At 69.8% G+C, this 25,400-nt stretch carries 21 protein-coding genes and 1 pseudogene; 11 read left to right on the top strand and 11 right to left on the bottom strand.

What is annotated here, in order from left to right; genetic code table 11:
- From LZ198_RS13465 to LZ198_RS13455, 3 genes and pseudogenes are all read left to right on the top strand, one after another.
- On the top strand, positions 1–695 hold a 695-nt coding region (locus tag LZ198_RS13465; RefSeq protein ID WP_253972334.1), incomplete at its 5' end, for an IS256 family transposase.
- Positions 696–762: 67 nt separating this feature from the next.
- Positions 763–1,149, top strand: a pseudogene (locus LZ198_RS13460) (AHH domain-containing protein); the annotation flags it as partial.
- 4 nt (positions 1,150–1,153) lie between these two features.
- Positions 1,154–1,723 carry an imm11 family protein gene (locus LZ198_RS13455; RefSeq protein ID WP_253972333.1) on the top strand — a complete coding sequence of 190 codons (570 nt, stop codon included), beginning with the start codon at positions 1,154–1,156 and terminating at the stop codon, positions 1,721–1,723.
- A 73-nt stretch (positions 1,724–1,796) separates the two neighbouring features.
- On the opposite strand, the gene LZ198_RS13450 is transcribed toward LZ198_RS13455, so the two are convergent.
- The 4 genes from LZ198_RS13450 to LZ198_RS13435 form a co-directional block, all read right to left on the bottom strand.
- Entirely contained in the window at positions 1,797–3,209 is a 1,413-nt protein-coding gene (locus LZ198_RS13450) for an ATP-binding protein (protein ID WP_253972332.1), read from the bottom strand.
- Positions 3,206–3,892 (bottom strand): response regulator transcription factor, encoded by a 687-nt coding sequence (locus LZ198_RS13445; RefSeq protein WP_253972331.1) that lies wholly within the window; start codon positions 3,890–3,892, stop codon positions 3,206–3,208. The genes LZ198_RS13450 and LZ198_RS13445 overlap by 4 nt, the downstream gene beginning before the upstream one ends.
- Positions 3,893–4,051: 159 nt before the next feature.
- Positions 4,052–4,441 carry a DHCW motif cupin fold protein gene (locus tag LZ198_RS13440; RefSeq protein ID WP_253972330.1) on the bottom strand — a complete coding sequence of 130 codons (390 nt, stop codon included), beginning with the start codon at positions 4,439–4,441 and terminating at the stop codon, positions 4,052–4,054.
- 52 nt (positions 4,442–4,493) lie between these two features.
- Positions 4,494–5,009 (bottom strand): PepSY-like domain-containing protein, encoded by a 516-nt coding sequence (locus tag LZ198_RS13435; protein WP_253972329.1) that lies wholly within the window; start codon positions 5,007–5,009, stop codon positions 4,494–4,496.
- Positions 5,010–5,553: 544 nt separating this feature from the next.
- Between LZ198_RS13435 and LZ198_RS13430 the strand changes: the two genes are divergently transcribed.
- Positions 5,554–6,834, top strand: coding sequence for a DUF2254 domain-containing protein (locus tag LZ198_RS13430; RefSeq protein ID WP_253972328.1), 1,281 nt, complete (start codon positions 5,554–5,556; stop codon positions 6,832–6,834).
- A 69-nt stretch (positions 6,835–6,903) separates the two neighbouring features.
- Positions 6,904–7,374, top strand: coding sequence for an MgtC/SapB family protein (locus LZ198_RS13425; RefSeq protein ID WP_253972327.1), 471 nt, complete (start codon positions 6,904–6,906; stop codon positions 7,372–7,374).
- A 21-nt stretch (positions 7,375–7,395) separates the two neighbouring features.
- Here the strand turns inward: LZ198_RS13425 and LZ198_RS13420 are convergent, their stop codons facing one another.
- Both LZ198_RS13420 and LZ198_RS13415 read right to left on the bottom strand, forming a co-directional pair.
- On the bottom strand, positions 7,396–8,457 hold the full coding sequence (locus tag LZ198_RS13420) for a hypothetical protein (protein WP_253972326.1): 1,062 nt from the start codon (positions 8,455–8,457) through the stop codon (positions 7,396–7,398).
- Positions 8,458–8,698: 241 nt separating this feature from the next.
- Positions 8,699–10,363, bottom strand: a complete 1,665-nt coding sequence (locus LZ198_RS13415) for an arylsulfatase (protein WP_253972325.1) — start codon at positions 10,361–10,363, stop codon at positions 8,699–8,701.
- A gap of 225 nt (positions 10,364–10,588) precedes the next feature.
- Here LZ198_RS13415 and LZ198_RS13410 point away from each other — a divergent pair, with 225 nt between their 5' ends.
- Entirely contained in the window at positions 10,589–11,305 is a 717-nt protein-coding gene (locus LZ198_RS13410) for a hypothetical protein (protein WP_253972324.1), read from the top strand.
- A gap of 13 nt (positions 11,306–11,318) precedes the next feature.
- Here the strand turns inward: LZ198_RS13410 and LZ198_RS13405 are convergent, their stop codons facing one another.
- The gene (locus LZ198_RS13405) at positions 11,319–11,540 is read right to left on the bottom strand and encodes a helix-turn-helix domain-containing protein (RefSeq protein WP_253972323.1); all 222 of its coding nucleotides are present in this window, start codon (positions 11,538–11,540) and stop codon (positions 11,319–11,321) included.
- 260 nt (positions 11,541–11,800) lie between these two features.
- Here LZ198_RS13405 and LZ198_RS13400 point away from each other — a divergent pair, with 260 nt between their 5' ends.
- A complete protein-coding gene (locus LZ198_RS13400) occupies positions 11,801–12,979 on the top strand; it encodes a serine hydrolase domain-containing protein (protein ID WP_253972322.1) in 1,179 nt (392 codons plus the stop codon).
- A gap of 30 nt (positions 12,980–13,009) precedes the next feature.
- On the opposite strand, the gene LZ198_RS13395 is transcribed toward LZ198_RS13400, so the two are convergent.
- Together LZ198_RS13395 and LZ198_RS13390 are read right to left on the bottom strand one after the other, a co-directional pair.
- A complete protein-coding gene (locus LZ198_RS13395; RefSeq protein ID WP_253972321.1) occupies positions 13,010–13,579 on the bottom strand; it encodes an imm11 family protein in 570 nt (189 codons plus the stop codon).
- Between the two features lie 3 nt (positions 13,580–13,582).
- Positions 13,583–14,893 (bottom strand): AHH domain-containing protein, encoded by a 1,311-nt coding sequence (locus LZ198_RS13390; protein ID WP_253972320.1) that lies wholly within the window; start codon positions 14,891–14,893, stop codon positions 13,583–13,585.
- Positions 14,894–15,105: 212 nt separating this feature from the next.
- Between LZ198_RS13390 and LZ198_RS13385 the strand changes: the two genes are divergently transcribed.
- Both LZ198_RS13385 and LZ198_RS13380 read left to right on the top strand, forming a co-directional pair.
- Positions 15,106–15,573, top strand: coding sequence for a hypothetical protein (locus LZ198_RS13385; protein WP_253972319.1), 468 nt, complete (start codon positions 15,106–15,108; stop codon positions 15,571–15,573).
- Positions 15,574–15,779: 206 nt separating this feature from the next.
- Positions 15,780–18,638, top strand: coding sequence for a carboxypeptidase regulatory-like domain-containing protein (locus LZ198_RS13380; RefSeq protein WP_323382515.1), 2,859 nt, complete (start codon positions 15,780–15,782; stop codon positions 18,636–18,638).
- A 30-nt stretch (positions 18,639–18,668) separates the two neighbouring features.
- Here LZ198_RS13380 and hrcA read toward each other — a convergent pair whose 3' ends face one another.
- Entirely contained in the window at positions 18,669–19,700 is a 1,032-nt protein-coding gene (gene hrcA / locus LZ198_RS13375) for a heat-inducible transcriptional repressor HrcA (RefSeq protein ID WP_253972318.1), read from the bottom strand.
- A gap of 276 nt (positions 19,701–19,976) precedes the next feature.
- Between hrcA and yedA the strand changes: the two genes are divergently transcribed.
- Positions 19,977–20,921: a drug/metabolite exporter YedA gene (gene yedA, locus LZ198_RS13370; protein WP_323382513.1), complete on the top strand. Its 945-nt coding sequence runs from the start codon at positions 19,977–19,979 to the stop codon at positions 20,919–20,921.
- Between the two features lie 153 nt (positions 20,922–21,074).
- Positions 21,075–23,369 carry a hypothetical protein gene (locus tag LZ198_RS13365; protein ID WP_253972317.1) on the top strand — a complete coding sequence of 765 codons (2,295 nt, stop codon included), beginning with the start codon at positions 21,075–21,077 and terminating at the stop codon, positions 23,367–23,369.
- Between the two features lie 22 nt (positions 23,370–23,391).
- Here LZ198_RS13365 and LZ198_RS13360 read toward each other — a convergent pair whose 3' ends face one another.
- Entirely contained in the window at positions 23,392–25,332 is a 1,941-nt protein-coding gene (locus LZ198_RS13360; RefSeq protein WP_253972316.1) for a hybrid sensor histidine kinase/response regulator, read from the bottom strand.
- Positions 25,333–25,400 lie beyond the last annotated feature (68 nt).

Here is a 25,400-nt window from a genome sequence, read left to right as displayed (position 1 = left end):
ATGCCACCTTCCTGGACGCCAGGTGGGCGCGCACGGTGCAGAACGTCTCGGCCCTGGTGGCCTACGGCGTGGGAGAGGATGGGCACCGGCACCTCTTGGCCGTGACGCTGGGTGGCAGCGAGTCGCAAGACTCCTGGCTGGAGCTGCTGCGCCAACTGCTCGAGCGAGGACTGACGGGCGTGCGGCTCGTCATCGCCGACGGGCATGCGGGCCTGGCCTCCGCGGCCCGGCAGGCGCTGCCGGAGGCCCGACTCCAGCGCTGCACGGTGCATCTGACTCGAAACGTCCTCGCCAAAGCCCCCTGGCGGCTGCGCAGTCGGCTCGGCAAGCAGACCTCGGCCATTTTCGAGGCAGCCTCTCTCCAAGACGCCAGGAAGCGGCTGGAGGCCCTCCAAGACGGACTGGGGCGTCAGCTCCCCGAGGCCATGGAGTGCCTGAGCGAAGGCTTCGCCGCCGCCACCTGCTTCTTCTCCTTCCCCAAGGCCCACTGGAAGCGCCTGCGCAGCACCAACGGCCTGGAGCGTCTGCACGGCGAGGTGAAGCGCCGCATCCGCTCCGTGGGCGCCTTCCCGGACAGGGCCAGCGCCCTGCGCCTCATCACCGCCGTCGCCCTCGAAGTCACTGGCGTCTGGGATGACCGCCGCTACCTCGACATGTCCCTGCTCAACTCAACCCCAGACACTGCCGCTGCTTGACCCCACCAAGGAGCATTCCTTCCCCGTACCCCTCCGGACCAATTACACACGATTCGGGACTTGACCAGGTGAAGGAGTTGGAGCCGTAACGGGAGCCGGCGGAGGTATTCAGGGCGACCCCGACGGCAACGTGCACCACATCTGCACCGATAAGAATATGGTTTCTGACGCGAACGGAGGGCCGTGGACGCCGCTCTTTCAGGACATTTTCAACCGGGCTAGGATGAGTCTCAGTGACAACGCAAATCTCATACGACTCAGAGGGCATCAAGGCCCTCATCCTCAGAAGTATCACGAGGAAGTGCTTACTCGTATCGATGGTGCAACCCGTGGATGCCGGGGCGTCGAAAGATGCCGAGCCGCGCTCGTCAATGAGCTAGCGAAGATCGCCAGAGAACTGACAAAGCAAGGCTCCAAGTTGAGAAAGCTCCTCATGAATGGCGCTGAGGAATAACCCAGTGGAACGACGCTTCTTCAATTTGACAATCGACGTCTATGTCCCGGGTAGGTGGTACTTCGCAGACCCACAGACCCGTGCGGGAGAGGAGATTGAGGACATCTGGCAGTTCACAGCCGGCACTCCGGTCGACTTGAACGAGCGGCTGCGCATTCCGATCTCTCGTCCCGGAAACCCGTTGGATTTCACCACCGCGGGGGCGGGACGAACGCCCATCGTCAGCGAACGTGTCGCCTCAATCTTCCGCGAGCTGGCACCTCACGATGTCCAGCTCTTTCCCGTCGATGTAGAGGGCGACGCAAGACCGTTCTTCCTGCTCAACGTGGCTCGAACGATTCGCTGCATCGACGACGCCGCGTGCGAAGAGGTCCAGCTCCGCACGGCGGACGAGTACGAAGAGCGGATCGGTGAGTACCGGTCGGTCAGTGGACTCCGCATCGACAAGTCCAAGGTCGGTGATGCACGCGTGTTCCGCACGTGGGGCTGGCATTCGCCACTCATCGTCGACGAGGACATCAAGGATGCCCTGGAGGCCAACGGCATCTTCGGAGGCAAGTTCGAAGAGGTCTGAACTTCACCGCGAATCGATGAGCACGGGCTCGAGGGAAACCGTGATGTCGACCCGCTCACCAGTGGGACACACCCTAATCCACGTCGAGAGCGTCGCTGGCCCCATCGAGGTGGACGACGAAGGCCACCCATCCACCGGGTCGATTCTCGGCCCGCACCTTGGCGCCCAGCACGTTGCACAGCGAGCGCACCAGCGAGAGGCCGATGCCACTGTGCTCCTCCGTCCCCGTGCGTGAAGCATCGGCGCGGTAGAACCGCTCGAAGATGCGCTCCAGGGCCGGTTCTGGAATCGGCGGCCCACTGTCCTCGACCTCGAGGAGCACGCCCCGCTCGGGAGCACTCGACACGCGGATGAGGCCCCCTGGCTCGGTGTAGTCCGTCGCGTTGCCGAGCAGGTTGCCCAGGATGAGCCGGAGCTTCTCCCGGTCCGTATGCACCACGACGGAGTCCGCGACGAGGTTCTCGAACCGCAGCCCACGCGTCTGCGCACGGCCAGCCAACGGAGTGAAGCTGGCATCCACCAGGCGCCTCAAGGCGATGGCCTCCCGCTCCGCGGACATCTGCCGCGAGTCCAGCCGCGCCAGGAGCAGCAGCCGCTCCACCAACCCCTGCATCAACCCCACGACACCGAGCGCCTCAGCCAGCGCGGCGGCGTGCTCCCGGGGAGAACGCTCGCGCATCCCCGAGACCTCCAGGATGGCCCTCAGGCCCGCGAGCGGCGTGCGCAGCTCATGGCTCACGTCCGCGCTGAACTGTCGCTCCCGTTCGAAGGCGACATCCAGTCGCGCGAGCAACCCATTCAAGCGAGACACCACCGGGCGAAGCTCGTCAGGGACACCCTCCTCCGGGAGCCGCGTGTCGAGCCGCGAGCCGTCGATGGCCTCCACCCGGGACGCGAGCGACTCGAGCGGTCGCAGGCCCCGGCGCGTCGCGACGACACCCGCCAGGATGGCGAGGACGAGCGTCGTCGCACCTGCCACCGCGAGCGCCCCCGTGAGCAGCGAGGCGACCGCGTCGAGGGTCCCCGTCTCCCTCGCCACGGAGACCATCACGTCGACGGATTCTCCCTCCTCGGCCCCCGCGGGAACCCGCGCCGCGAACATGCGACCGCGCTTCCCATCGGGGAGTTCGAGCGCGAGGTGGACGGGCTCCGTGGGCCAGGGCGTCCTCGGAAGCTGCCCTTCGCGCAGCCCCGGAGAGCGGGCGATGAGGCGTCCCTCCTGGCTTCGCACCTCGAAGAGGGAGGGTGTATCGCCCTGCGCGAGCAGCATCAGTGAGGAGGACTCGACCTCCCACTTCCCGTCGTCCTTCTGCTCGACGAGGCTCGCGATGGCACGCGCCTCCGCCGCGAGGGTGTTGTCGAACTGATGGGTCAACGCCCGTGTAAAGACGGCGTGCAGCAGGAGCGAGAAGCCACACAGCGCAGCCCCCAGCACCACGGCGTGCGTCATCGCGAGCCTGCGCCGCAGCGAGGGCACCCGCCTCATTCCGGCTCCCCCAGGACATACCCCTGCCCTCGGCGCGTCCGGATGAGCTTGTGCGGATGGTCCGCGTCGATCTTCCGGCGCAGATAACCGATGTAGACGTCCACGACGTTGCTGGAGGGCTCGGTCGCGAAGTCGTAGACGTGGTCCCAGATCTCCATCCGGGTCACCACGTGTCCTCGGCGCGCGCAGAGGTATTCGAGCACGGCGTACTCACGCGCGGAGAGGGCGATGGGCCGCCCGGCGCGCGTCACCGTCCGGGCGACGAGGTCGACCTCCAAGTCGTCGATGACGACCTGCGCCTCCCGCTGGCCATAGCGCCGCCGCGCCATGGCCCGCACCCTCGCCAGCACCTCCTCGAACGCGAACGGCTTGACCAGGTAGTCATCCGCGCCCGCGTCGAGCCCCATCACCCGGTCCGCCACGGTGTCCTTCGCCGTCAGCAGCAGCACGGCCGCGGGATGGTGCTGCTTGCGCAACTGATGCAAGAGCGAGAGCCCGTCCAGCTTGGGGAGCATGATGTCCAGGAGGATGACGTCGTAGGGACAGGCCTGCGCGCTCGCCAGGCCCTCTTCTCCATCCCCGGCCGAATCCACGGCATAGCCCGCCTCCTGGAGCCCCTGGACGATGGCCCGGGAGAGCGGCGGAAAGTCTTCGACGACCAGGATGCGCATCGGGGAAATCACCCTCCCTCCAGGCAAACCTTCGGCCTGGGTCTATCGCCGCGCCTGACTCCCTGCCCACCCTGCGGCCAACGAAGGCACAGGAGTCTCGAAGGGTTCAGGCGGCGGCAAGCACCGCCTGAACCCGGGGACGGGTCCGCCCAGCGCTGGGGCAGGCGCTCCTCAATCCACGATGAAGAGCCTGGCCCCGGTCTCCGTCGACGAGCGGTGGGCCCCGTCGTCATCGGAGACCTGGTAGCTCATCATCGGCCCGAGCTCGAAGCGCCGTCCGTCCTTCAGCTCCGTGAGCAGCGTTCCCTCGAGCACGAGCAAGACATGCCCGCGGCTGCACCAGTGGTCCGCCAGGTACCCGGCTGTGTATTCGACGAGCCGGACCCGGATGTCTCCCGCCTGGAGCGTCCGCCAGAGCGCCTTCCCCACAGCACCCGGGTGCTCCGTGGGCTCGAGCTCGCTCCAGTTCGTCGTGCAGAAGGGAATGTTCGAGATCTTCAGACGTGACTCCTTCCAACGGACGAGTTCGCGCGGCACCTCCGAGGAAGGCCGGGCCCTCACTCTACCTCGAACAGCGCCCATGCCGGCCGGTCAGGCACCCAGTGCCGGTGACCTAGTCATCGGCCTCCTCGCCGTGCTTCTCGCCCTTGTCCTCTCCACCGCCGTGGCCGTGCTCGAGGAGCTTGCCCTGGCCGTCGAACACGAGCTCCTGCTTCTTGCCCTGCTGCTCGATGACGAGCTCGTAGCGGACGGTGTCTCCCTTCGTCTCCTTCTCGATGCGCTGGACGCGAGCGGAGGCGTAGGGGGACTTCGCGAGCGACTGGCTCACTTCCGCCGGCAGCTCCTGGAGCGTCAGCGTCTGCTCCTCGGAGAGGATGGACCCATCCTCCGCCAGGCTGACCTCCACCTGACGCGAGCCGGAGTCGAGGACCACCTCGTACACACTCTGGCCCTTCTCCTTCTCCTTCGAGAAGCGCTGGGCCTTCGCTCCCGGGTATTTCGTGGCGACGGCGGTCTTCACCGCCGCGGGCACCTCGGAGGGCTGGAGTGCCACGTCCTTGGCCCAAACGGGCCCGACGAGCCCCACCATCGCGAGGGTCCCCACCGCCGCAAGCTTCCAGGTCTTCATGGGTGCGTGCTCCTTGTTCGCGCGGTGGATCGCCCACCGCCGTGCTGCTACCGCGGTAGATAGCGGCCACACATGAGAGGACCGTGAGAGCGTGTCCGGCAGGGTCAGGTGTCGCCACTCGCCCCGGAGACAGGCCATGGAGAACGGCGGACAAGCGGGCAGGCGTCGCCCCCGGCCCAGGGCACGGCTCCTCGGTCCACCGCGGGACATCGCGCAGGGCGCGCATCCTGGCCCGGCTGCGCGCTCGCGGCGCGGGATGAAGAGCCCCCGCGCTGACGGTGCAGCCGCCCGCCCCTCGGCTCGCTCCGCATTGCCCCACACGCCAGCCGTTCCCAGCCTCCACGAGAGTGGACCCTCGTCCTCCTCGACTGACTGCCCGCGCTCACGCTCCGAGGCGACGGTCCGCGTGACGAGGCCACACCAGCGGAGGTGAACGGACATGGCGGGTGCGCAGGCGCTTCCCCGGCCCAGGGCACGGCTCCTCGGCCCCCAGCGCCGCCGGTCTCGCGAAAGCGCGCCCGTCCACTGGTGGGTGCATCATCGCTTGTGGCTCCCCGCCGTCCTGGGCGCCGTGGTGGGCACCGCGCTGGCGCTCCTCCTCGTGAAGCCACCCCGCCCCATCGCCGGGGTCCTCAGTGGGGTGGCCTGGCAGACGACGACGAGCGAGGCGCGGCAGATGCTCTCGACGACGCTGGGCATCGCCCTCAGCTCGCTGAGCATCGTCCTGTCCCTGTCCATGCTCGTGGCGCAGAACGCCGCGGCCCAGTACTCGCCGCGCCTCTTGCGCATGTACCTGCACAGCGCGGGCAGCCGCGTGGTCCTCCCGGTCTTCGTCGCCACGAGCGTCTTCTGCCTCGTCGCGGCGCATGCGTTCGGCCTCTCCCCGGAGAACGTGCGCGAGCCTCGTCCCGCGCTCGCGCTGGCCATGCTGCTGCTCGTCGCCTGCGAGGCCGCGCTCATCTTCCAGGTGCTCCATACCCTCCAGCGCATGCGCGTGGAGAACCTCGTCCAACGGGTACGCCATGCGACCCTCGACGTCGCGCGAAGGCTCACGAGTGTCCCCGCGGAGACCCTGGAGTCATCGCCCCCTCGCTCCGCCTCCACCCCCTCACCGTTGCGAATCCGGAGGAGCGGCTTCGTCGTCGCCGTCGACACGCGCGCGCTCCTGACCCTCGCCACGGAGCGGCGACTCGTCATCCACCTGGAGCGCGCCATCGGCGAGCCCGTGGTCCGAGGCGAGGACGTGGGCTGGCTCGAGTACGAGCCTCCGGCCTCCGACGCATCGCCCGAGTCCACCGAGCGGCACGTCCTCCACGCCATCCGCGTGGACCGCTGGCGGGACGAGGACCAGGACATCACCCTGGGGATCCGCCAGTTGGTGGACGTGGCCATCAAGGCGCTGTCCCCCGGCATCAACGACCCCTACACCGCCGTGGAAGCAGTGGACCAGTTGACGCTCCTGCTGTGCGAGCTGGGCCAGCTCCCCCTCGGGTCCCGCGTGCTCACGGATGCCTCCGGCACACCCCGCGTCTTCCTTCGCGGCCCGACGTTGCGCGACTGCCTGGAGCTCGCCACGGACCAGATCCTCCGCTATGGCAAGGGCGAGCCCGCCGTCGTCCTGCACCTCCTGCGGCTCGCCGCCTGTGTGGCGCAGCGGGCACGACAAGTGGAGGACCGACGCGCGGCGCGAGCGCGGCTGCACACCCTGCTCGACACCACGGAGCCGACAGCGCCGTGGCAGCCCCTCCTCCGCCGGTACGCGGACGCGCTGGAGCGCGCGCTCGACGGCGGGGCCTGGCCCGCACTCCCGGCCATCGGCTTCTGAACGGCGGGTTGCGAGCCCTCCCCATGAGGCCCAGCTTGGGCGCGTGCGTGTGCCGGCGAGGAGTCGGGAATGGCCTCGACGTTCGGAAGTGAAGAGCTGTTCGTCCGACTGCTCGTGGCGGGCGGTGCGGGCATCGTCCTGGGCCTGCCCTACCGCAAGCGCCCCGGCGGCGTCCGCGCCCACTACCTGGTGACGCTGGGCGCCGCCCTCTTCTGCACCTCCGGCGCGAACCTGGTGGGGCCGCCCTCGGAGACGCTGCGCATCATCCAGGGCGTGGCCTCCGGCATCGGCTTCGTGGGCGCCGCGAGCGTCCTCAAGCGCGGCAGCGCCATCTTCGGAATCACGACGGCCGCCTCCATCTGGATCGCCGCGGCGGTGGGCTGCGAGGCCGCGCTCGGCAATCCTCGACTCGCCGCCGTGGTGGCCCCCGCCGTCGCCCTCTCCAGTTGGGCGATGGGCCACCTGGAGCGCAAGGTGTTCCACCGCAGACGCATCATCCAGGAGCTCCGTGAGGAGCTCGACGAGCGCGAGCGGAGGTAACGCAGGCCCCCGCCCGTCCGGCTACCAGATGTAGCGGAGGATGAGCTGGCCATAGCTGAGCGTGGGCTTGCCGGATTGGGCATCCCGTCCCTCGGGGCCCAACCCGCGCCGGGGCTCGGCGTCCAGGGTCGTCACGGCGCCGAGTCCCACCTGCAGGTTCGGACGCCCCGTGTAGTAGACGCCGAGCGCGATGGTGCTCGAGTGCAGGGTCCGGTGGGGCAGGTCCGTCTCGGTCTGTCTCCCCGTGCCGAACAGATACTCCCCCATGAGCGCCACGGGGACATCGAGGGAGGCGAAGTCCACGGCGAGCGCGACCGCGAGGTTGACGCGGAGCGCGTGGGTCTTCTGGGTGATGAACAGCTCGGACACCGGGTCGAATGGCTCGCGCTGCTGCCATGCGTAGCCCACCCGGGCAGAGGCCTGCAGCGAGAAGACGCTCCCGAAGGACTGGGCCAGATAGAGGCCCCCGTTCAGCACGACCTCCTTGCTGCGGATGCGCAGGAGCTTCCCGGTGTTTCCATTCACCACGTCGTCGAGCGTCAATCCAGGCGTGTCCAGGATGTTCCGCACGAGCGGAAGCACCGTGACCTCGTTGCCCTTCTGGTAACCGAAGTTCGCGCGGACCGTGAGCTGGGTGCCGCTGTGGTCGTTGCGCCAGACACGAACGACGGGGCCCACCTCGCCCAACAGCGAGGCGGAGGCCCCATTCGATACCAGCGAGCGCACGTTCGCGCCGGCGACGAACGTGGCGCGCGCGAAGCCCTCGACGCCGAGCCAGGGAGTGATGCCCACCCCCAGGTCGAGCGTCTGCTGAAACCCCGTGAGCAAGACATCCACCGTCCCGAGGTCTCCCACGGGCAGGTCCGGCACGTCGTAGCGCGCGAGTCCCTCCCTCACCCCCACGTGGCTGGTGACGAAGGCGGAGGACTGCAGGATGGGGAACAGGAAGACGTGGTCTTTGAGTTCACGGTGGGCGTCGTTGGGGCACTCCAATGACTCCGCGGAGCAAGGCTCCTGGGCGGACGAGGCATGAGCAGACGAGGTACCCAACAGCGCAAGCAATCCCAAGGACATGAGCGACATGCGCATCCAAGCTGGGATGCGGTCGTGTGCGCAGGTATCGCCCCCAGGCCATGCCCGGGTGCCTCGCGGTGAACGAGCACCGCGAAGCCCCCCACACTCGCGGCCCCGAGGGGCCAGGCGACCTGGAGCCTGGCGGCCTCGGCGCCCCTCGCGCCAGCACCGGGCCCCCGCGCTCCGGAAGCCTCACGGACGCGGGGCGACGGTCCGAGCGCGCGGGACTCACGCCCTCGGACCTCGTGCCTCAGGCGTGACTCTGCTGGAGGCGGTGGAGCGCCTTCTCCACTTCCTCCGCGAGCGCCATCACCTGGTCACCGACCTCGTTCTTCCCCTGGTTCTGGCTCTCGCGCATCTTCGCCTTCACCTGCTCCTTGATGGGGCCGATGCTGAGGCTCCCGGGCGCCTGGCTCGGCACGTAGTCGAGGAGGCTCTCCGCGAAGCGCTTCACCAGCCCCTGCGCCGGGACGAAGAGGAACATCCGCTCGCCGTACCATTGGGTGTAGAGCCCGGAGTAGAGCCCCTCCTCGAACGGGTCCGACCGCAGGTTGATGAGGTACGGCCACGTCGGGTTGAAGCGCTTGCCGCTGAACCACATGTCCGGCCCGTGACCATCCTGGTACGCGAAGATGACCTTCCAGTCGTCGTAGCGGACCGCCGCGATGCTGCCGCTGTCGAGCACGTAGATGAACTCGTGCCGCGCGCCCGGCCCCTTGCCGGACAGCAGCTCCCGCTGGTCATAGCCATCCAGGTGGACGCGGAACTTCTTGTCGCCCACGGCGTAGCCCTTCTTGCACTTCTCCACCAGGTCCGTGGGGCCCCCCGCGGCGGCGACGAAGGTTGGCATCCAGTCCTCGTGCGCGAAGAGGTCGTTGATGACGGTGCCCGGCGGGATGACCCCTGGCCACCGCGCGACGCAGGGGACCCGGACACCGCCCTCCCAGGTCGAGCCCTTCTCGCCACGGAAGGGCGCGTTGCCGCCATCCGGCCAGCCCATCTTCTCCACGCCGTTGTCGGTGGAGAACACGACGAGGGTGTTGTCCGCGATGCCCAGGTCGTCCAGCTTCTTCAGCAGCACGCCGACGTGGTCATCCAGCTCCGCCATGGCGTCCGCGTACAGCCCCTTGCCCGTCTTGTTGCGGTACTTCGGCTGGAGGTGGGTCCACACGTGGGTGCGCGTGGTGTTGTGCCAGATGAAGAAGGGCTTGTCCTCCTTCACCGCCCGCTCCATGAAGGACAGCGAGGACGCGAGGAACTCCTCGTCCACCGTCTCCATGCGCTTCGTGGTGAGCGGCCCGGTGTCTTCGATCTTCTGCCGGCCCACGCGCCCCCAGCGAGGCTCCTCGGTCGGGTCGTCGCGGTCCGTGGCCCAGGTGTGCAGCACGCCACGCGGGCCGAAGCGGGCCTTGAACGCGGGGTCCTTCGGGTAGTCGGGGCACTCCGGCTCGTTCTCCGCGTTGAGGTGATAGAGATTGCCGTGGAACTCGTCGAAGCCGTGCACCGTGGGCAGGTAGCGGTTCGAGTCGCCCAGGTGGTTCTTGCCGAACTGTCCGCAGAGATAGCCCGCTGGCTTGAGCATCTCCGCGATGGTCGGGTCCGAGGCCTGGAGGCCGTAGTCCGCGCCCGGCATGCCGATGGTGGTCAGCCCGGTGCGCAGGGGGTTCATGCCCGTGATGAAGGCCGCGCGCCCCGCGGTGCAGCTCTGCTGACCGTAGCAGTCGGTCATCATCGCGCCCTCGCGGGCGATGCGGTCGATGTTGGGCGTGCGGTAGCCCATCATCCCCTGGTTGTACGCGCTGACGTTCCACAGACCGATGTCGTCACCCCAGATGACGAGGATGTTCGGCTTCCTGCCAGGCTGCTTGCCATTGTGGCCGTTCCCACTGCTCTTGGACTTGCCGTTGCTCGTCATGTACGTGCTCCCGGGGCACCGAGGTATCGACGCTGCTCGCTGCGAAGTTGGGCGGAGGAGGTGCTTCGGATGAGCCGTCCGCGAGGGAGGGGGAGGCAGGACGCCGGACGACTGGCATCCGGCGCAGGGCGACGCCCCGAAGGGTCACCGCCCACCCCAGGACATCAGCGCCCGCTGGAACCCATTCGTGACGCACGCAGAGTGCGTCAGACGTAGCATCCGCACATGACTGTCACGCGCTGGTTTCCGCTGCTCCTGCTCGTCCCGTGGCTGGCCATGGCCCAGGAGCCTGGTGCCGAGCCGGAGACCGAGGAGCCCGAGACGGCCGAGGAGTTGGAGGCACCACCGCCGCCGCCGCTCATCCCCGCGCAGGAGCCCCTGGTCCCACGCGAGCGGTTCCGACCGACAATCCCTTTCAAGGAGCCCAAGTACGGCACCGAGCCCCGCCTCCCGCTCGAGCTGGTGGGTGGTTCCCTGGGGTTGGTCGTGGGCGCGATGCCGGGCCTGCTCGTCGCCAAGTTCAGTTTCGAGAGCTGCGCCCCGGACGGCTGCGAGTCCATCACCCAGATTTTCGGCGGACTGGGCGGCCTCTACCTCGCCCTGCTGGGCATGCCGGTCGGCATGGGCGTGGGCATCTTCGGCGCCGGCAGCATCCTGGAAGGAGAAGGGCAGTTCGGCTGGACCATGGGAGGTGTCGCGGCGGGAGCGCTCCTGGGCTACGGCATCAGCAAGAACTGGGGCAACGGAGCGTTCGCCGCGACGTCCTCGCACATCTTCACCGCGTCCCTCGCCCTGGTGGGTGGCATCGTCAGCTACGAGGTCTCCCATCACCTGCGCGTCGAGCGACGACGCAAGCGCCACGAAGCCGCGGCGCTCCAGGTCATGCCCGTCGTGACCCACACGGGACGGGACATCATCGGTGGGCTCGCCGGACGGTTCTGAAACGCCTGCGCGGTCAACGCGACGTCGCGGCGCCGAGGGACTCGGCGGTAGGGCCGCGGCGCTGGTGTTCGCGCCGATACGTCCCCGGGGAGCGCCCTCCCCAGCGCTTGAAGGCCCGATTGAACGAGGCCTCGCTCTGGTAGCCGATGGTCGTCGTGAGCTCGCTCAATGGGAGGTCACTCTCCCGAAGGAGCTGGGCGGCCTTCGTCATCCGCCACCGCGCCAGGTATTCCAAGGGAGGTGTTCCGACGAGCTCGGTGAAGCGGGCGGCGAAGCCCGAGCGATTCCGACGCGACGCCCCCCTCGCTCCCGCGGATGCCTCCACCTACTTCGCCGGCGAGGAGAAGGGCTTCACGGACTACCCGCCCCTGCGGTGAACCCGGCCGCGACTTCACGAGAAAGTGTGCTTCGCTGAAACATCCGGAGATGCAACGCGGTTGCTGGAGCTTCGCGGCGCGAGGTACCCTGCGCGACACTTCATCGAGAGCCGACACCATGAAATCGCTGCGTATCTGGATGCTGGGCGCGCTGCTCACCAGCGGCTGTGCCACGACCCCCGCGCTTCGCGAGCAGTCGTCCGTGCCGGACATCACCGCCCTCGACGCCGAGGTGGCGCGCGCCATGGCCGCGACGGGGGCCAAGGGCCTGGCGATCGCCGTCATCGACCACGGCGACGTGGTGACGACCCGAGCGTATGGCGCACGGAACGCGCGGGGCGAGCCGCTCCAGCCGGACACGGTGATGTACGGCGCGTCCCTCACCAAGACGGTCTTCGCCTACGTGGTGATGCAGTTGGCGGACGAGAAGCGCCTGGACCTCGGGACGTCCATCGCCCGGTATCTGGAGAAGCCGCTGCCCGAGTATCCGGACGAGCAGCGCTACTCGACCTGGTCGCACCTCTCCGGCGACGAGCGATGGAAGGCCATCACTCCGCGCGTGCTGCTCACCCACAGCCCCGGCTTCGCCAACTTCGGGTTCCTCGAGCCCGACGAGAAGCTGCGCATCCACTTCGCGCCCGGCACCCGTTACGCGTACTCGGGTGACGGCCTCATCCTGATGCAGTTCGTGCTCGAGCGCGGGCTCGGGCTGGACGTGGGGGCCGAGATGCAGAAGCGGGTGTTCGACCGCTTCGGGATGCGCAACACGAGCATGCAGTGGCGACCGGACTTCGCGAACAACCTGGCCGACGGATGGATGGTCGATGGAGGCGTCGAGCCCCATGACGAGCGCAGCACCGTGCGCGCGGCGGGTTCGATGGACACCACGCTCAACGACCTCGCGCGCTTCGCCGCCGCGCTGGTGCGGGGCGAGGGGCTCTCCGCGGGGGCCTTCGCGCAGATGACGTCGCCGCAGTTGCCCATCACCACCCGGAGCCAGTTCCCCACGCTCCAGGACGAGCTGCCTCCGGAGCAGCGGCGCGCCGACCTCGCGGCGGGCCTGGGCGTCGTCGTGTTCGAGGGCCCGCAGGGGCGCGGGTTCTACAAGGGTGGACACAACGACAGCACCGGGAACACCCTCGTGTGCCTGCCTCGTGGCCAGCGCTGCGTCCTCATCCTCTCCAACGACGTCCGCGCCGAGGCGGCGTTCCCGTGGCTGGTGCGCTTCGTGCTTGGAGAGACGGGCGTCCCCTATGAGTGGGAGTACGGGGACAAGAAGTTCTGGGACGGGCGCTGAGCACGACCTCATCGAGCGACCGGCGGAGACTCAGACTTCCGAGAACTTTCCGCCAAAGATTCCGTTGGCTTCGAGGGCATCCTTGATGTCCTCCGAAACGATGAGCGCCGGTCCCCACCCCCACGTTCGGAACACGCGAGCAGCTCCGACCTTGGACTTGTCGATTCTCAGCCCCGACACGGACCAATACTCCCCAATCCGCTCGGTGAACTCCTCCGCCGTGCGGTACTCCACCTCCTCACTCGTGGCATCGTCGATACAGCGAATCGTCCGAGCGACATTGAGTAGGAAATAGGGTCGAGGGTCCCCCTCCACGGAGGCCTCGAAGAGCTGCACGTCATCAGGCGCCATTTCTCGGAAGACAGACGCAGCGCGGGCGCTGAGCACGGGCGTACCTCCAGCACCCGCGAACTCGATGTCCAAGGGAGCTCCAGGTCGGTAGAGCGGGAGATGCAACCGCCCCCGCACCTCAATGGGGTTCCCATGCCTGAACAACCAGATGTCGTCGATCTCCTTGCCTTGGTCGTCGACAGGGTCCGAGAGGTACCAGCGGTCCTTCACGTACACATCGACCATCAAATCGAAGAACCGTCGTTCCAAGGCCTACTCTCCGGCACCTGATGAGATGAGATTCCGCAACTTCGTCCCTTCCCTTACGAGCTCTCGGGCAATCTTCGCAAGCGCCTGAGTCAACGCCACTCGACACTGGGCTGGAGATCGGCATCCCTTGGTCGCGGAGTCGATGAGCTTGAAGACCTTCTCGTGATACTCGCGCGGATGTGGCCCCTGGTGCCCTCGGATTCGTACGAGATTCTCCGGGTCGCTCAGCTTCATGTCGGCCTTGCCGAATATCCGCTCGAACTCAGGCGTCCAGGGCCCTCCATTCGAATCCGAGACGGTGTTCTTGTCCGTACAGATGTGATGGACGTTGCCATCGGGGTCCCCCTGTATGCCGCCGGGCCCCGTTCCTGGCCCCATCGCGACAGCCGCCACGGCCGTTGGCGCGAGCGCGATATTCAGCACACTCGCCGACGACACCGAGATGGCCTGCACCTCTCCTGCCCACGCGGCCGCGAGCTGAAAGCCCCCTTCCAACTCGGCCCGTGTCGCGGCCTGCGCGAATCCGGGGAGCCTCGGCCCTTGGGAAGCCATCGCCGCCCGACCGCCCAGCGCCGACAGTGCGACGAGCACCAACACCCTGGCACCGTTGTCCCCAAGCACCTTGCCGAAGCGATGCCCCGCATCGTGCAAGGCGACGAAGTCCTTCGCGGCGCCAGCTTCACTCATGAGCAGGAGGAATCCCCGTCCGAGGTTCCAGACCGGTCCCGTCCCCAGGTACGCAATCAGTGACGCGGTCAACGCGACAGCGATGACCTTCGTGAGGGGCTCTGGGGCAACGAGCATCAGCAGGGTCGTCCCGATCATCGTCGTCACCATCACCCGAAGCACCGCTGGATTGGCCACGTCTCGAATTGCCTCTTCAACTCCGTCCCAGACGGCATCGAGCGCGAACGAAAGCGCCAGCATCCGACGCTCCATTGCCCCCAGCTCCAAGGTGAGCCCGGCCGAGGTCAACCGAAGACAACTTTCCGGGTCGTCCTGGCGCATGCAGATGCGCTCATAGGTCGTGGCGACCCTCTGGCCCTTCACACCATCGACAAGCTGCCCAGAAGACGCCAGTAGTGAGTAACGGCCATCCTGCGCCTCGTCCTTGGACGTGACATCGAGCCGGAGGTCGAGGACCAACCGCGTCACCGCGGCCTTGAAGTCATCTTCATCGACCTCGACGGGCTCGGACTCGACAGGCGTGAATGCCCGTCTCTGCCCCTGCCCCACTTCGAGATTCACGACCCGCGTCGTCGCGCAGCCGGTCGCCAATGCGCACCACAGCGCAGCAACACCCATCAGTCTCATAGGCCCCCCGCCATGGCTGCCCGCGCCTCGCGGCAGCAAGCCCTCCATAGCACCGCCAACAACAAGACCTCAACAGTCAATCAATTTACTTACGACCTCAGAGGTCCATTCACGTGAAATAATCCAGCGGGGCCACGCCGGAACCTTCCACCATTCACAGCCCCAGCATTCGCGGAGAGCCCATCCAGGGAGTTACACTGCGGCGCATGCCCATGAAGTGGCTGACCCGCGCCTGGCACGGAGGAGACCTCACCGAGGAGGAGGACGCGCAGGTGAATGCCGCCTACTCGCGCCATCTCGCGGAGATTGCACCTCGACTGCGCGATGGCGCCGAAGTGCTGGTGTCGGCAGTCAACCTCCACGACGGACAGGTCCAGGGGTGGCAGGGACCGTCGGAGGGTGTCTTCGAGCTCCGCGCGCTGATCGGCGACCTCCAGGTCGGCTACGAGTTCATCACCCTGCGCTATCGGGATGCCGACCTCATCGGAGTCCCGCCCCATGACTTCTCGGCGCTGGGCCTCACGCACCCAGGCGCCGGGTTGCTCTATGCCGAGGTCGACATCGCGGAAGACGGCCGATTCGAACACCGGGTCCTCTGCTGGCCCGACAGCGAATTCGGCGTCCGGTTCCGCTCCGTCGAGGTGACCCGGCGACCTGCCAGCCCCGAGGATCGTCGGTAACGCCCTTCGCGAGCACGTCCATCGGCGCGCTCCCGCACCGCGCCGTCCGCGCCTCGTTCCACCCTGGTTGAATCACCCGGCGGGATACGTCGCGATTGCGCAACGCGGCTACGACTCCAACGCACCCCCGAATTCCGAAATGACCCGGGCTGGCTTACGCTGGAGCCCTTCCGCGGCGGAGCGCCCGTTCGCGGGGAGGACGCGTTGTGCGCCAGCGTTACCGAATCCCCCTCCTCTTCGCCTCCATCCTCGCCATCTCCGCCGGGCTCCTGCTCTGGTTCCGCGTCCCGCCGACCACGCCCGGGGCCGCGCTCCCCACGGCCGTCACCGTCACCGCCCCCGCCGCTTCCGTCACCCCGGCTCCGACCCGCGCCCCCGCCCCACCCACGCCCGCCCTCGCGTCCACCGCCACCCCGGCCGACGGCGCCTTCGGCGTGCGTGTCGTCACCTCCGCCGGCCCCGTCCCAGGCGCACGCGTCCGCGCCTGGCTGCGCGTCGCCCGCGATGACGCCGAACCCAACCCATGGCGGCTGGCGAACGAGGGAACCACCGGCGCGAACGGCACGCTTCGCCTCCCCGCCAGCCCCGGCGATTACCTCCTCTCCGCCCACCTGGCGGGTCACGCCCCCGCCCGCCGTGAGGCCACCCGCCCCGTCGGCGAGGCCGAGACCCCCGTGGAGCTCTCCCTCGCCACTGGCGTCTCCCTCCAGGGGCGCACCGTCGCGGAAGGGACCCAGGAGCCCATCCCCCTGGCGGAGCTCGTCCTCCGCCCCTACCCCGGCGCGGCCATCGCCTGGGCGGAGCCCACGTCGCTCCCGGAGGAGTCCGCCACCACGACGAGCGACACGCGCGGCCACTTCCAGTTCGCGCACCTCGCCCCCGGCCGCTACGCCCTCACCGCCGAGGCCCCCGGCTTCAGCCCCCGCGTCCTGCGCTTCCTCCAGGTCCCCACCACCGCCGAGCTCGTCGTGGGCCTGTGGGGCGCGGGCACCCTGGAGGGCTTCGTCGTCGACGCGAAGGGACAGCCCGTCGCGGGCGCCGAGCTCCTCGCCTCGGGAGGCCCCGCCCCCGTGCGCGCCACCACCAGCGAGGGCGGCGGCTTCGCGTTCGAGGTCCACGCCGGCAGTTGGGTCCTCACCGCCCGACGCGGCGACATGGTGGGCCGACTCCCCGGCACGCTGTCCGTCGCCCCGGGCCAGACACTGCGCGGCCTCACCGTGACGCTCGGCGCGGCCAGCGGGCTCGCGGGGCGCGTCACCGCCTCCGACGGCACGCCCATCCGCGACGCCCTCCTCGTCGCGAGCCCCTCGCGCGCGGACGGCGAACTGGGGCGCGCCACCTCCGGCGGCGAGGGCATCTACCGCCTGGAGCTTCCCCCCGGCGACTACGACCTCGCCATCCAGGCCCCCGGCTACGCCCGCGCGCGGCTCGACGCCGTCGTCGTACCCTCCGGCGCCTTCGCCTCGCTCGACGTGAAGCTCGAACCGGCCACGGCCGAGGTCGAGGGCACCGTGACGAACACCTCCGGCCAGCCCGTCGCCCACGCCGAGGTCCGCGCCGAGCAGCGCGAGGGCCTCGCGCGCAGCACCCGCTCGGATGCCCAGGGCGCCTATCGCCTCACCGACCTCGCCCCCGGCCCCACCTTCGTGCGCGCGCGACGCGACGGCGTCCAGGGTTGGACGAGCCGAACCGACACCCTCAAGGCCGGCACCCGCGCCCGCGTCGACCTGACCCTCACCGAGTCCGGCATGGTCCAGGGCCGCGTGACACTCGCCTCCGGCGAGCGCGTGCCCGAGCCCGCCGTCGTCCGCGCCGTGCCTCGCGGCACCCCGGCTGGCAGCGCCGACATGGCGTGGACCGAGACCGACGCCGAGGGCCTCTACCACCTGGAGCTGCCCGCCGGCGTGTATCAGCTCACCGCCGTGCTGCCGCGCGCGCGCTTCATGTACTTCCACGAGGACGACCCCGCCGTCACCGTCCAGGAAGGCAGCGCCCTCCAGCAGGACCTCCTCCTCACCGAGGAGCGCGGAATCTCCGGCACCGTCCTCGAGGCCTCCGGCGCGCCCAGCCCCTTCGCAGCCGTGGCGGCCGTGCAGGGCGGCGACTTCCCCCTCACCGTGCGCGTGCGCGCGGACGAGGACGGCGCGTTCGCCCTCCCCACCCGCCCCCCGGGCGCCCCACCGCTCGCGGAGCTCGTCGCGCACAACGCCGGCCGCGTGGCGCGGCTCGCCCACGTGAGCGAGGGCCAGGGCCCCGTGCGGTTGCGCCTCCAGCCCGCCGCCCACCTGCGCGGCCGCGTCGTCGCCCGCAGCGGCACACCGCCCGACGGCTTCACCCTCACGCTCAACGAAACGAACGGAGAGGAGCTGCCCTGGGCCAGCGTGGCCACCACCACCCGTCAGTTCTCCGGCAGCACCTTCGAGCTGCACGACGCCCCGGGGCAGGGCCTCCAGCTCTCCGTCCGCACCCGCGACGGCCGCTCCGGCGAGGCCCAGGTGACGCTGACCCCGGGCGGCAACGCGGACGTGGAGGTCCCCCTCACGCAGGGCGCCTCCTCCATCTCCGGCCGCGCCGTGTGGAGCCGCAACGGCGGCCCCGCGTCCGGCGTGGCGGTGTTCCTCGACCGCACCGTCACGGCCAGCCCCGACACCGTCACCGGCACCGACGGCCGCTTCCACCTGGACGCCGTCCGCCCCGGCGCGCACACCGTGCGCCTGGCGCCTCCCGAGGGCCGCGTGGAGACGCGCGCGGTGAAGGTCGCGGAGGTCGAGTCCACCGACCTGGGCGACATCTCCGTCGCCCCTCGCCGCGCCACCCCGGGCACGCTGGGCGCGGGGTTCAGCGAGAACCGGGGCCACGTCGCGTTCGCGTGGCTCACGCCCGAGGGGCCCGCCGCGCGCGCCGGCATCACCGTGGGAGACCGGCTCGTCGCCGTGGACGGCGTCGTCGTGCGCAACCGCACCGAGGCCGAGCTGCGCTCCCGCGGAGCGCCGGGCTCCCCCGTCCGCCTGCGCCTGGTGCGCGGGGGCAACGAGCAGGAGCTGCAGGCCACCCGCGCGGACTGACGGCCCGCCCCGCGACGGACGACCTTCCGGCTACACCTTGTCCAGCACGCGCGAGAGCACCTGCGCGGTGAAATTCACCAGCGGAATCACGCGGCGGTAGTCCATGCGGGTGGGGCCGATGACGCCCACCGTGCCCAGCACCTGCTCCTGGTTGCCGTAGGGGCTGGCGATGACGGACACGTCGCCCGCGGCGGAGAAGTCGCTCTCCGCGCCGATGAAGATCTGCATCTCGTTGGCGCGCTGCACGCGGTCCAGCAGCGTCAAGAGCTTGCTCTTCTCGTCCAGCGCCTTGAACAGGGCGCGCATGCGCTCCACGTCCGCGAACTCCGGCTGCTCCAGGAAGGAGCCCGTGCCCTGGATGAGCACGCGGTCCGTCGTGGGCAGGTCCGTGGCCGCCGCGCCCAGCTTGAGCGCCTTGGACGTCAGCGCGTTGTACAGCGCCTGCTCCTGGTCCATCTCCACGCGGATGCGCTCGCGCGCCTCCTCCAGCGGCACCTCGTGCAGCAGCTCCGACAGGTAGTTGCTCGCCTTGAGCAGCTCGTCCGAGGTGATGGGGAAGTCGACGGTGATGGCCTTGTTGTGCACCTGCCCGCTCTGGCCCACCAGGATGGCCAGCACGCGGTCCTCGCGCAGGCGCACGAACTCGATGCGGCGGAACACGGCCGAGTCCGGGCGGGGCGTGACGACCACGCCCGCGTGGCGCGTCAGCGAATGGAGGATGCGGCTGGCCTCCCCCAGCACCTCCTCCAGGGTCGTGTCGTGTATCAGCCCCGCGTGGATGAGCTCGCGGTCCCTGGGGGACGGGTCCTTCAGCTTGACCAGCGTGTCCACGTAGAACCGGTAGCCCGCGTCCGTGGGGACCCGACCCGCCGAGGTGTGTGGCTTGTCGAGGAACCCCAGCTCCTCCAGGTCGGCCAGCACGTTGCGCATGGTCGCCGAGGAGACCTCGAAGCCCGGTCGCCGGGCGAGCTGCTGGCTGCCCACGGGCCCGCCCGTGGAGATGTACTCCTGCACGACGGCTCGCAGGACCTCCTTCTCGCGCTCACCCAGCTCTTCGGACATCCCGGCGTTCACGCTCCGGAGCCCACGGCCCTCGCCGCCCCAGGGCTCCTCGGTGAGTTTAAGGAAGCGCGTCCGGACGTTCAATCCATGCCGCGCCAACGGCCGACGCAGGGCCCGCCCGAAGCCCACGCGACACGGCCAGGAAGCCGAGCGGGCGCCGCTGCGCACGCGGGTGACATCCACTCGCACTGTACCGCCCCGGAGAATGGAGGACTGTGGGGTATGGCAATGCGCACATGGCTCGCGGGGAAATCCACCGCTACAAGCCAGCGCACCGTGTCCGCCTCGACCGCCTCCTCGCCAACACCCACCGCGCTCCCGGTCTCCCCCGGCGCCCTGCCCACCCCGACGCCGGAGGCGGGCCCCCAGCGCGGGCTCCTCATCCTGTGTCTGTTGACGCTCTATCTCATTTGGGGCTCCACCTACCTGGCGGGCCGCTGGATGCTCCAGAGCGGGCTGCCCCCCTTCCTGAGCGCGGGGTTCCGTTTCATGTTGGCCGGGACGCTGCTGTTCACCGTGCTGAGGATGCGGGGCGCACCGGTGCCCACCCAGCGACAGTGGCGCTCCAGCGCGGTGGTGGGGCTGCTGCTGCTCACCATCGGCAGTGGGGGCGTGGTGTTCGCGCAGCAGTGGGTGCCGTCCGGGATGGCGGCGCTGGTGGTGGGCAGCCTGCCCATCTGGTCGGCGCTGTTCGGCGGGCTCTTCGGGCAGTGGCCGGGGACGCTGGAGCGCTGGGGGCTGGCGCTGGGCTTCGGGGGAATCGTCCTGCTCAACCTGGGCGGGAGCCTGGGGGCCGACCTGGTGCCCACGCTGGCGTTGATGGCCGCGCCCATGAGCTGGGCGTTCGGCTCCATCCTCAGCCGGCGCATGGACCTGCCGCGGGGGATGATGGCCTCCGCGGCGCAGATGATTTGCGGCGGGGCGCTGATGCTGGTCTTCGGGCTCGTCCGGGGCGAGCACATCGCGCAGGTGCCGAGCACGCGCGGCATCCTGTCGCTGCTCTACCTCATCACCTTCGGGTCGCTCATCGGCTACAGCGCGTACGGCTACCTGCTGCGCCACGCCAGCCCCGCGCTGGCCACCAGCTACGCGTACGTCAACCCGGTGGTGGCGGTGGGCCTGGGCTCGCTCCTGGCGGGTGAGACGATGAGCCCCCAGGCCTGGGGCGCGATGGCCGCCATCCTCGGCGCCGTCGTCCTGCTGACACGCAAGCGTCGCTGAGCCGCGCGTGCCTCGGGCGAGGGAGCCCCGGCTCCCTCGGGGATTCCAGTCGAGGACACTCCGTCCTCACCCACAAGCACCTTCTGTATCAGGCGGGCCCCGGTCGCACGTGGTGCTTGACGGTGGTGCCCGCCCCCGCTGTTTAACGGGGGGATGGAATCCGTCCGCGCGCTTCCCTTCGTCTGGCTCCTCGTGGCCAGCCTCGCCGTCGCGGCGCCCGTCATCCAGGTGCCCGAGGGCGGCGGAATCGTCCCGGTCATCTCCAAGGGAGTGGTGTGTGGCGCGCCGAGGCAGGGCTGGACGCTGTCCGAGGACCGCCGGTCGGTGCGCCCGCCCACGCGCGTGGAGCAGGAGGACGCGCGCATCCAGGAGCTGAAGGTGGCGCCCACCGCCGCCCAGTGCGAGACCACCGAGGAGCGCGTCACCGTCATCGCCACCGGCGCCTTCCCGCGCATCGACGCGACCGGCACGTCGTTCTATCCGGACGAGGGGCGCGTGGAGTTGAAGGGCCAGGGGCTGGACCACGTGGGCGTGGCGTGGAGCGCGCCGCCGCCGCGCGAGTCCGACGAGCCGCCCCGGGTGGGCCAGGAGGCCTGCCTGGCGCCCAGCGCCGAGCGGGGCCCGTCCACCTGCACCGTGCCCGTGGCGCGCAACCTGCCCACCAGCGCCTCGCTGGCGTGGACGCCGCCGTACGGCCGCAGCGGCCCGGACGTCACCACCTACGACGCCGCGGGCAACCTGGTGTCGCCGGAGACGTTCCGCCTGCGCCCCGGCCGCGTGGTGCTCACCCAGCCGCTCATCCAGTCGGAGGGCGTGGACGTGTCGCGGGGGCCGGGCACGGTGGTCATCAACCATTCGGAGGCGCTGGCGTCCGTGGAGTGCGGCGGGTCCGTGCGCTGTGAAATCAACGAGGGCAGCATCTCCCTGCGCAACGTGCCGGGCGTGGACGTCAGCGTGACGCTGCGGCTGCGGCTGGCGCCGCGCATCTTCTTCGCCCGCGGCGAGGTGATGGAGCAGGTCCTCACCCAGACGCTGCCCGTGCTGGCCTGCCCACTCACCGCGGTGGAGGGCACCGTGCTGCGCGACGCGGAGAACGCCGCGTTCGTCATCCGGCTGGACCCGTCCTGCCAGCACGACCCGCGCAAGCTCCTGTGGTCCGTGAACGACCAGCGCGCGCGCGTGGAGCGCGTGGTGAAGGCGCAGGACGGCATCTACGCCCTGCTGCGCACCGGCGGCACCTCCGAGCAGCAGATCACCATCACCGCGCAGACCTCCCGCGTGGAGGGCTCCGTCGTCGCGTCGGAGACGACGAAGACGCAGCCCGTGCCCGTGCCGCGCGCGTCGCTGGAGCTGGCGGACCAGGGCCCCATCGACTTCATCCCCATCAACCGCCCCGCGGAGCTGCACGTCGCCTCCAGCGGAGAGCTGGGCCGCTTCGTGCCCCGCCCCATCCCCGGCGCCTACAGCGTCACGTCGAAGGACGGCGCCACCTTCATCCAGGGCGAGCCCACCGCCGGCGGCTTCGTCTCGCTGCGCTTCGGCTACCAGCTGCCCACGCTGCCCGGGGAGCTGGCGACGACGGACCTGGTCGTGGTCAGCGAGCGCATCCAGCGCTCGGTGCGCGAGGCCAGCGTGCCCATTCAAGTGGAGAGCGTGGTGGAGTTCGTCTGCGCGGACAAGGACGGCAGCGACCAGGTGCTGGAGCCCAGCCGGCCGCACCGCATCGCCTACGCGATGCGCGACTCGTGCCGCGTCATCATCCACCGTCAGCGGCTCAAGCCCGAGCAGGGCAACCAGGAAATCGTCCTGCGCATCGACGTCACCAAGCCCGACGGCGGCACGCGCTCGGAGAGCCACGTGGAGCAGCGCATGCTGCTGCGCCCCCAGGGCGAGTCACGCACCATCCCCGTGCCGGGACAGCTGGGGCAGTACGACCGCATCCTCGTGCAGGTGTCGCTGGTGGCGGACGAGTCGCGCTACGCGCTGAGCACGGAGAACCGCTCCGGCCTGCCCTCCGCGCAGTGGACGGCCATCGTCGCCGGCGGGCGCTTCCGCCTCTACACCACGGCCACCATCCCCGCCGGCCTCTACCGCGCCACGGAGCCCAGCGGGCAGCTCATCCTCAACTTCGGCGTGGTGTCGCGCCTGGCGCTGCTCAACAACGAGGGCCAGGAGCGGCTGCTCGGCATCGAGATGGGGCTGATGGGCATGGGCCTCATCCCCCAGTCCGGCGACATCGAGTTCCCGCCCACGCTGGCCGTGGTGCTGGGCCTGAGCTTGCGCGTGCCCATCGGCCCGGGCGCCGCGGTGGGCGCGCAGGCGTGGGTGGCGCGGGAGTTCCGCGACGACGTCACCCGCCGGTCGGACGGCTCCGTCGTGCCCACCAGCCGCTGGTCCTTCATCTTCGGCCCCAGCATCTCCGTGGGCAACGTGGGCTTCAACCTCTGACCGGAAGGCCCGGGCGCGCGGCTCAGCTCGCCGTGCGCGAGCTGGACGCGTGGTGCGAGGCCGCCACGCCGCCCTCCGTCTCGCGCGGCAGCCAGACGTGGAAGGTGGAGCCCTGCCCAGGCACGCCGGGGGACTCCACCCAGATGCGGCCGCCGTGCTGCTCGACGATGCCCTGGCTGATGGTGAGCCCCAGCCCCAGGCCGCCGTACTTGCTGCCGTGGGCGCGGCCGAAGCGCTCGAAGATGAGCGCCTGCTTCTCCTTGGGGATGCCCACGCCGCTGTCCTTCACGGACAGGTGGACGCCGTCGCCGTCCTTGCCCTCGCCGCCCAGCCGCACCAGCACCGCGCCGCCCTCCGGCGAATAGCGGATGGCGTTGGACAGCAGGTTGGTGAGCACCTGGTCCAGGCGCCCCCGGTCCCACGTGCCCACGAGGTGCTCGGGCGTCTCCACCTGGATTTCGTGGCCCTGTGACAGCACCGCCATGCGGTCGCGCGTCTCCTGCACCAGCTGGCTCAGGTCGAAGCGCTCCAGCTCCAGCGACAGCCGCCCCGCCTGGAGCCGGCTGATGTCGAGCAGGTCCTCCACCAGCTTGGCCATGCGGTCGATTTGACGGTTGATGATCTTCAGCGACTTGCCCGGCCCGGCCTCCGTCTCTCCGCCCAGCTTGAGCAGCGCCAGGTGCGCGTGGCCCTTGGCCGCGGCCAGCGGGGTGCGCAGCTCGTGGCTCGCCGCCGCGAGGAACGCGTCCTTGGCCTCGCTGGCCAGCCGCAGCGCCGTCTCCGCGCGCTGGCGCTCGGTGATGTCGCGGGCCACGGAGATGAAGCGCCCCAGCCCCTCGTCCGCCGCCACGTACTGGAGCACCACCTCCACCGGCACCTCGCTGCCGTCGCGGCGCCGGTGCGTGGTGGAGTACGTCTGGCTGGGCAGCGTGCCGCTGACGAGCGGCGCCAGGAGCTTGCGGAAGCCCGCCTCGTCGAAGGCGCTCTCCACCTCCAGCACGGACAGGCCCACCAGCTCGTCCACGGCGCCGGCCAGCTGCTTGGCCGCGCCCGCGTTGGCGTAGGTGAGCGTGAGCGAGTCCGGGGAGAACATCAGGACGCAGTCCAGCGTCGCGTCCAGCGTCATCTTGAAGCGCCCCAGGGCCTCCTCCGCCCGGCGCTTGTCGTCGATGTCGGTGGCCACGGCGATCCACCCCGCGACCCGGCCGCCCTCGTCGCGCTCGGGCACGGCGCGCGCCAGGTGCCAGCGGTACACGCCGTCGAACCGGCGCAGCCGGAACTCGCGCTCCACGCGCTGCCCGGAGCGGATGGCCAGCTCCCACGCCGCGCGCATCTCCTCGCGGTCCACCGGGTGGACGAACTCCAGGAACGCGTTGAGCGACAGCGGCTGGTCCTCGCGGATGCCCGTGTAGTCCCGCCCGGCCCGGTTGGCGTAGGTGAAGGCGCCGTCCGCGCTGGCCGCCCACATCACCTCCGGCAGCGACTCCGTCAGGCGGCGGTAGCGCAGCTCGCCCTGGCGCTCCACCGCCTCGCGCTCGCGCTGGCGCAGGAGCGCCGCCTGCCGCTGGATTTGCTGTTCCTTGAGGAACAGGTCCACGAAGACGCTGACCTTCGACCGGAGGATTTCCGGGTCGAAGGGCTTGAGCAGGTAGTCCACCGCCCCGTGGGCGTAGCCCTTGAAGATGTGGGCGGCGTCCCGGCTGAGGGCGGTGAGGAAGATGATGGGGATGGTCCGGGTCCGCTCCCGCTGCTTGATGATGCTGGCGGTCTGGAACCCGTCCAGGCCCGGCATCTGCACGTCCATCAGGATGACGGCGAAGTCCCGCTGAAGCAGGAACTTGAGCGCCTCCTCGCCGCTCGTGGCCTTGACCAGCTCCTGGCCCAACGGCTCGAGGATGGCCTCCAGCGCCAGCAGGTTGGACGGGTGGTCGTCCACCATCAGGATGCTCGCCCGGGGACGCATGAGGCCGTCCTGCGGGCGTTCGGCGGAGATGTGTTCGCTAGGCGTCATTGAAATAGGAGCAAGGTATG

This window comes from Myxococcus dinghuensis (assembly GCF_024198235.1).
Classification (GTDB): Bacteria; Myxococcota; Myxococcia; order Myxococcales; family Myxococcaceae; genus Myxococcus; species Myxococcus dinghuensis.
The sequence above is the reverse complement of the archived record's forward strand: the minus strand, read 5'-3'. Positions and strand labels throughout refer to the sequence as shown.

Bases quoted from the DNA above. Each gene is read 5' to 3' on its own strand.
- LZ198_RS13360 (WP_253972316.1), bottom strand. From the start codon at position 25,332: ATGCGTCCCCGGGCGAGCATCCTGATGGTGGACGACCACCCGTCCAAC.
- LZ198_RS13435 (WP_253972329.1), bottom strand. From the start codon at position 5,009: ATGAAGACCTGGAAGCTTGCGGCGGTGGGGACCCTCGCGATGGTGGGG.
- LZ198_RS13450 (WP_253972332.1), bottom strand. From the start codon at position 3,209: ATGAGGCGGGTGCCCTCGCTGCGGCGCAGGCTCGCGATGACGCACGCC.
- LZ198_RS13365 (WP_253972317.1), top strand. From the start codon at position 21,075: ATGGAATCCGTCCGCGCGCTTCCCTTCGTCTGGCTCCTCGTGGCCAGC.
- LZ198_RS13400 (WP_253972322.1), top strand. From the start codon at position 11,801: ATGAAATCGCTGCGTATCTGGATGCTGGGCGCGCTGCTCACCAGCGGC.
- LZ198_RS13420 (WP_253972326.1), bottom strand. From the start codon at position 8,457: ATGTCGCTCATGTCCTTGGGATTGCTTGCGCTGTTGGGTACCTCGTCT.
- LZ198_RS13410 (WP_253972324.1), top strand. From the start codon at position 10,589: ATGACTGTCACGCGCTGGTTTCCGCTGCTCCTGCTCGTCCCGTGGCTG.
- hrcA (WP_253972318.1), bottom strand. From the start codon at position 19,700: ATGTCCGAAGAGCTGGGTGAGCGCGAGAAGGAGGTCCTGCGAGCCGTC.
- LZ198_RS13415 (WP_253972325.1), bottom strand. From the start codon at position 10,363: ATGACGAGCAACGGCAAGTCCAAGAGCAGTGGGAACGGCCACAATGGC.
- LZ198_RS13425 (WP_253972327.1), top strand. From the start codon at position 6,904: ATGGCCTCGACGTTCGGAAGTGAAGAGCTGTTCGTCCGACTGCTCGTG.
- LZ198_RS13385 (WP_253972319.1), top strand. From the start codon at position 15,106: ATGAAGTGGCTGACCCGCGCCTGGCACGGAGGAGACCTCACCGAGGAG.
- LZ198_RS13390 (WP_253972320.1), bottom strand. From the start codon at position 14,893: ATGAGACTGATGGGTGTTGCTGCGCTGTGGTGCGCATTGGCGACCGGC.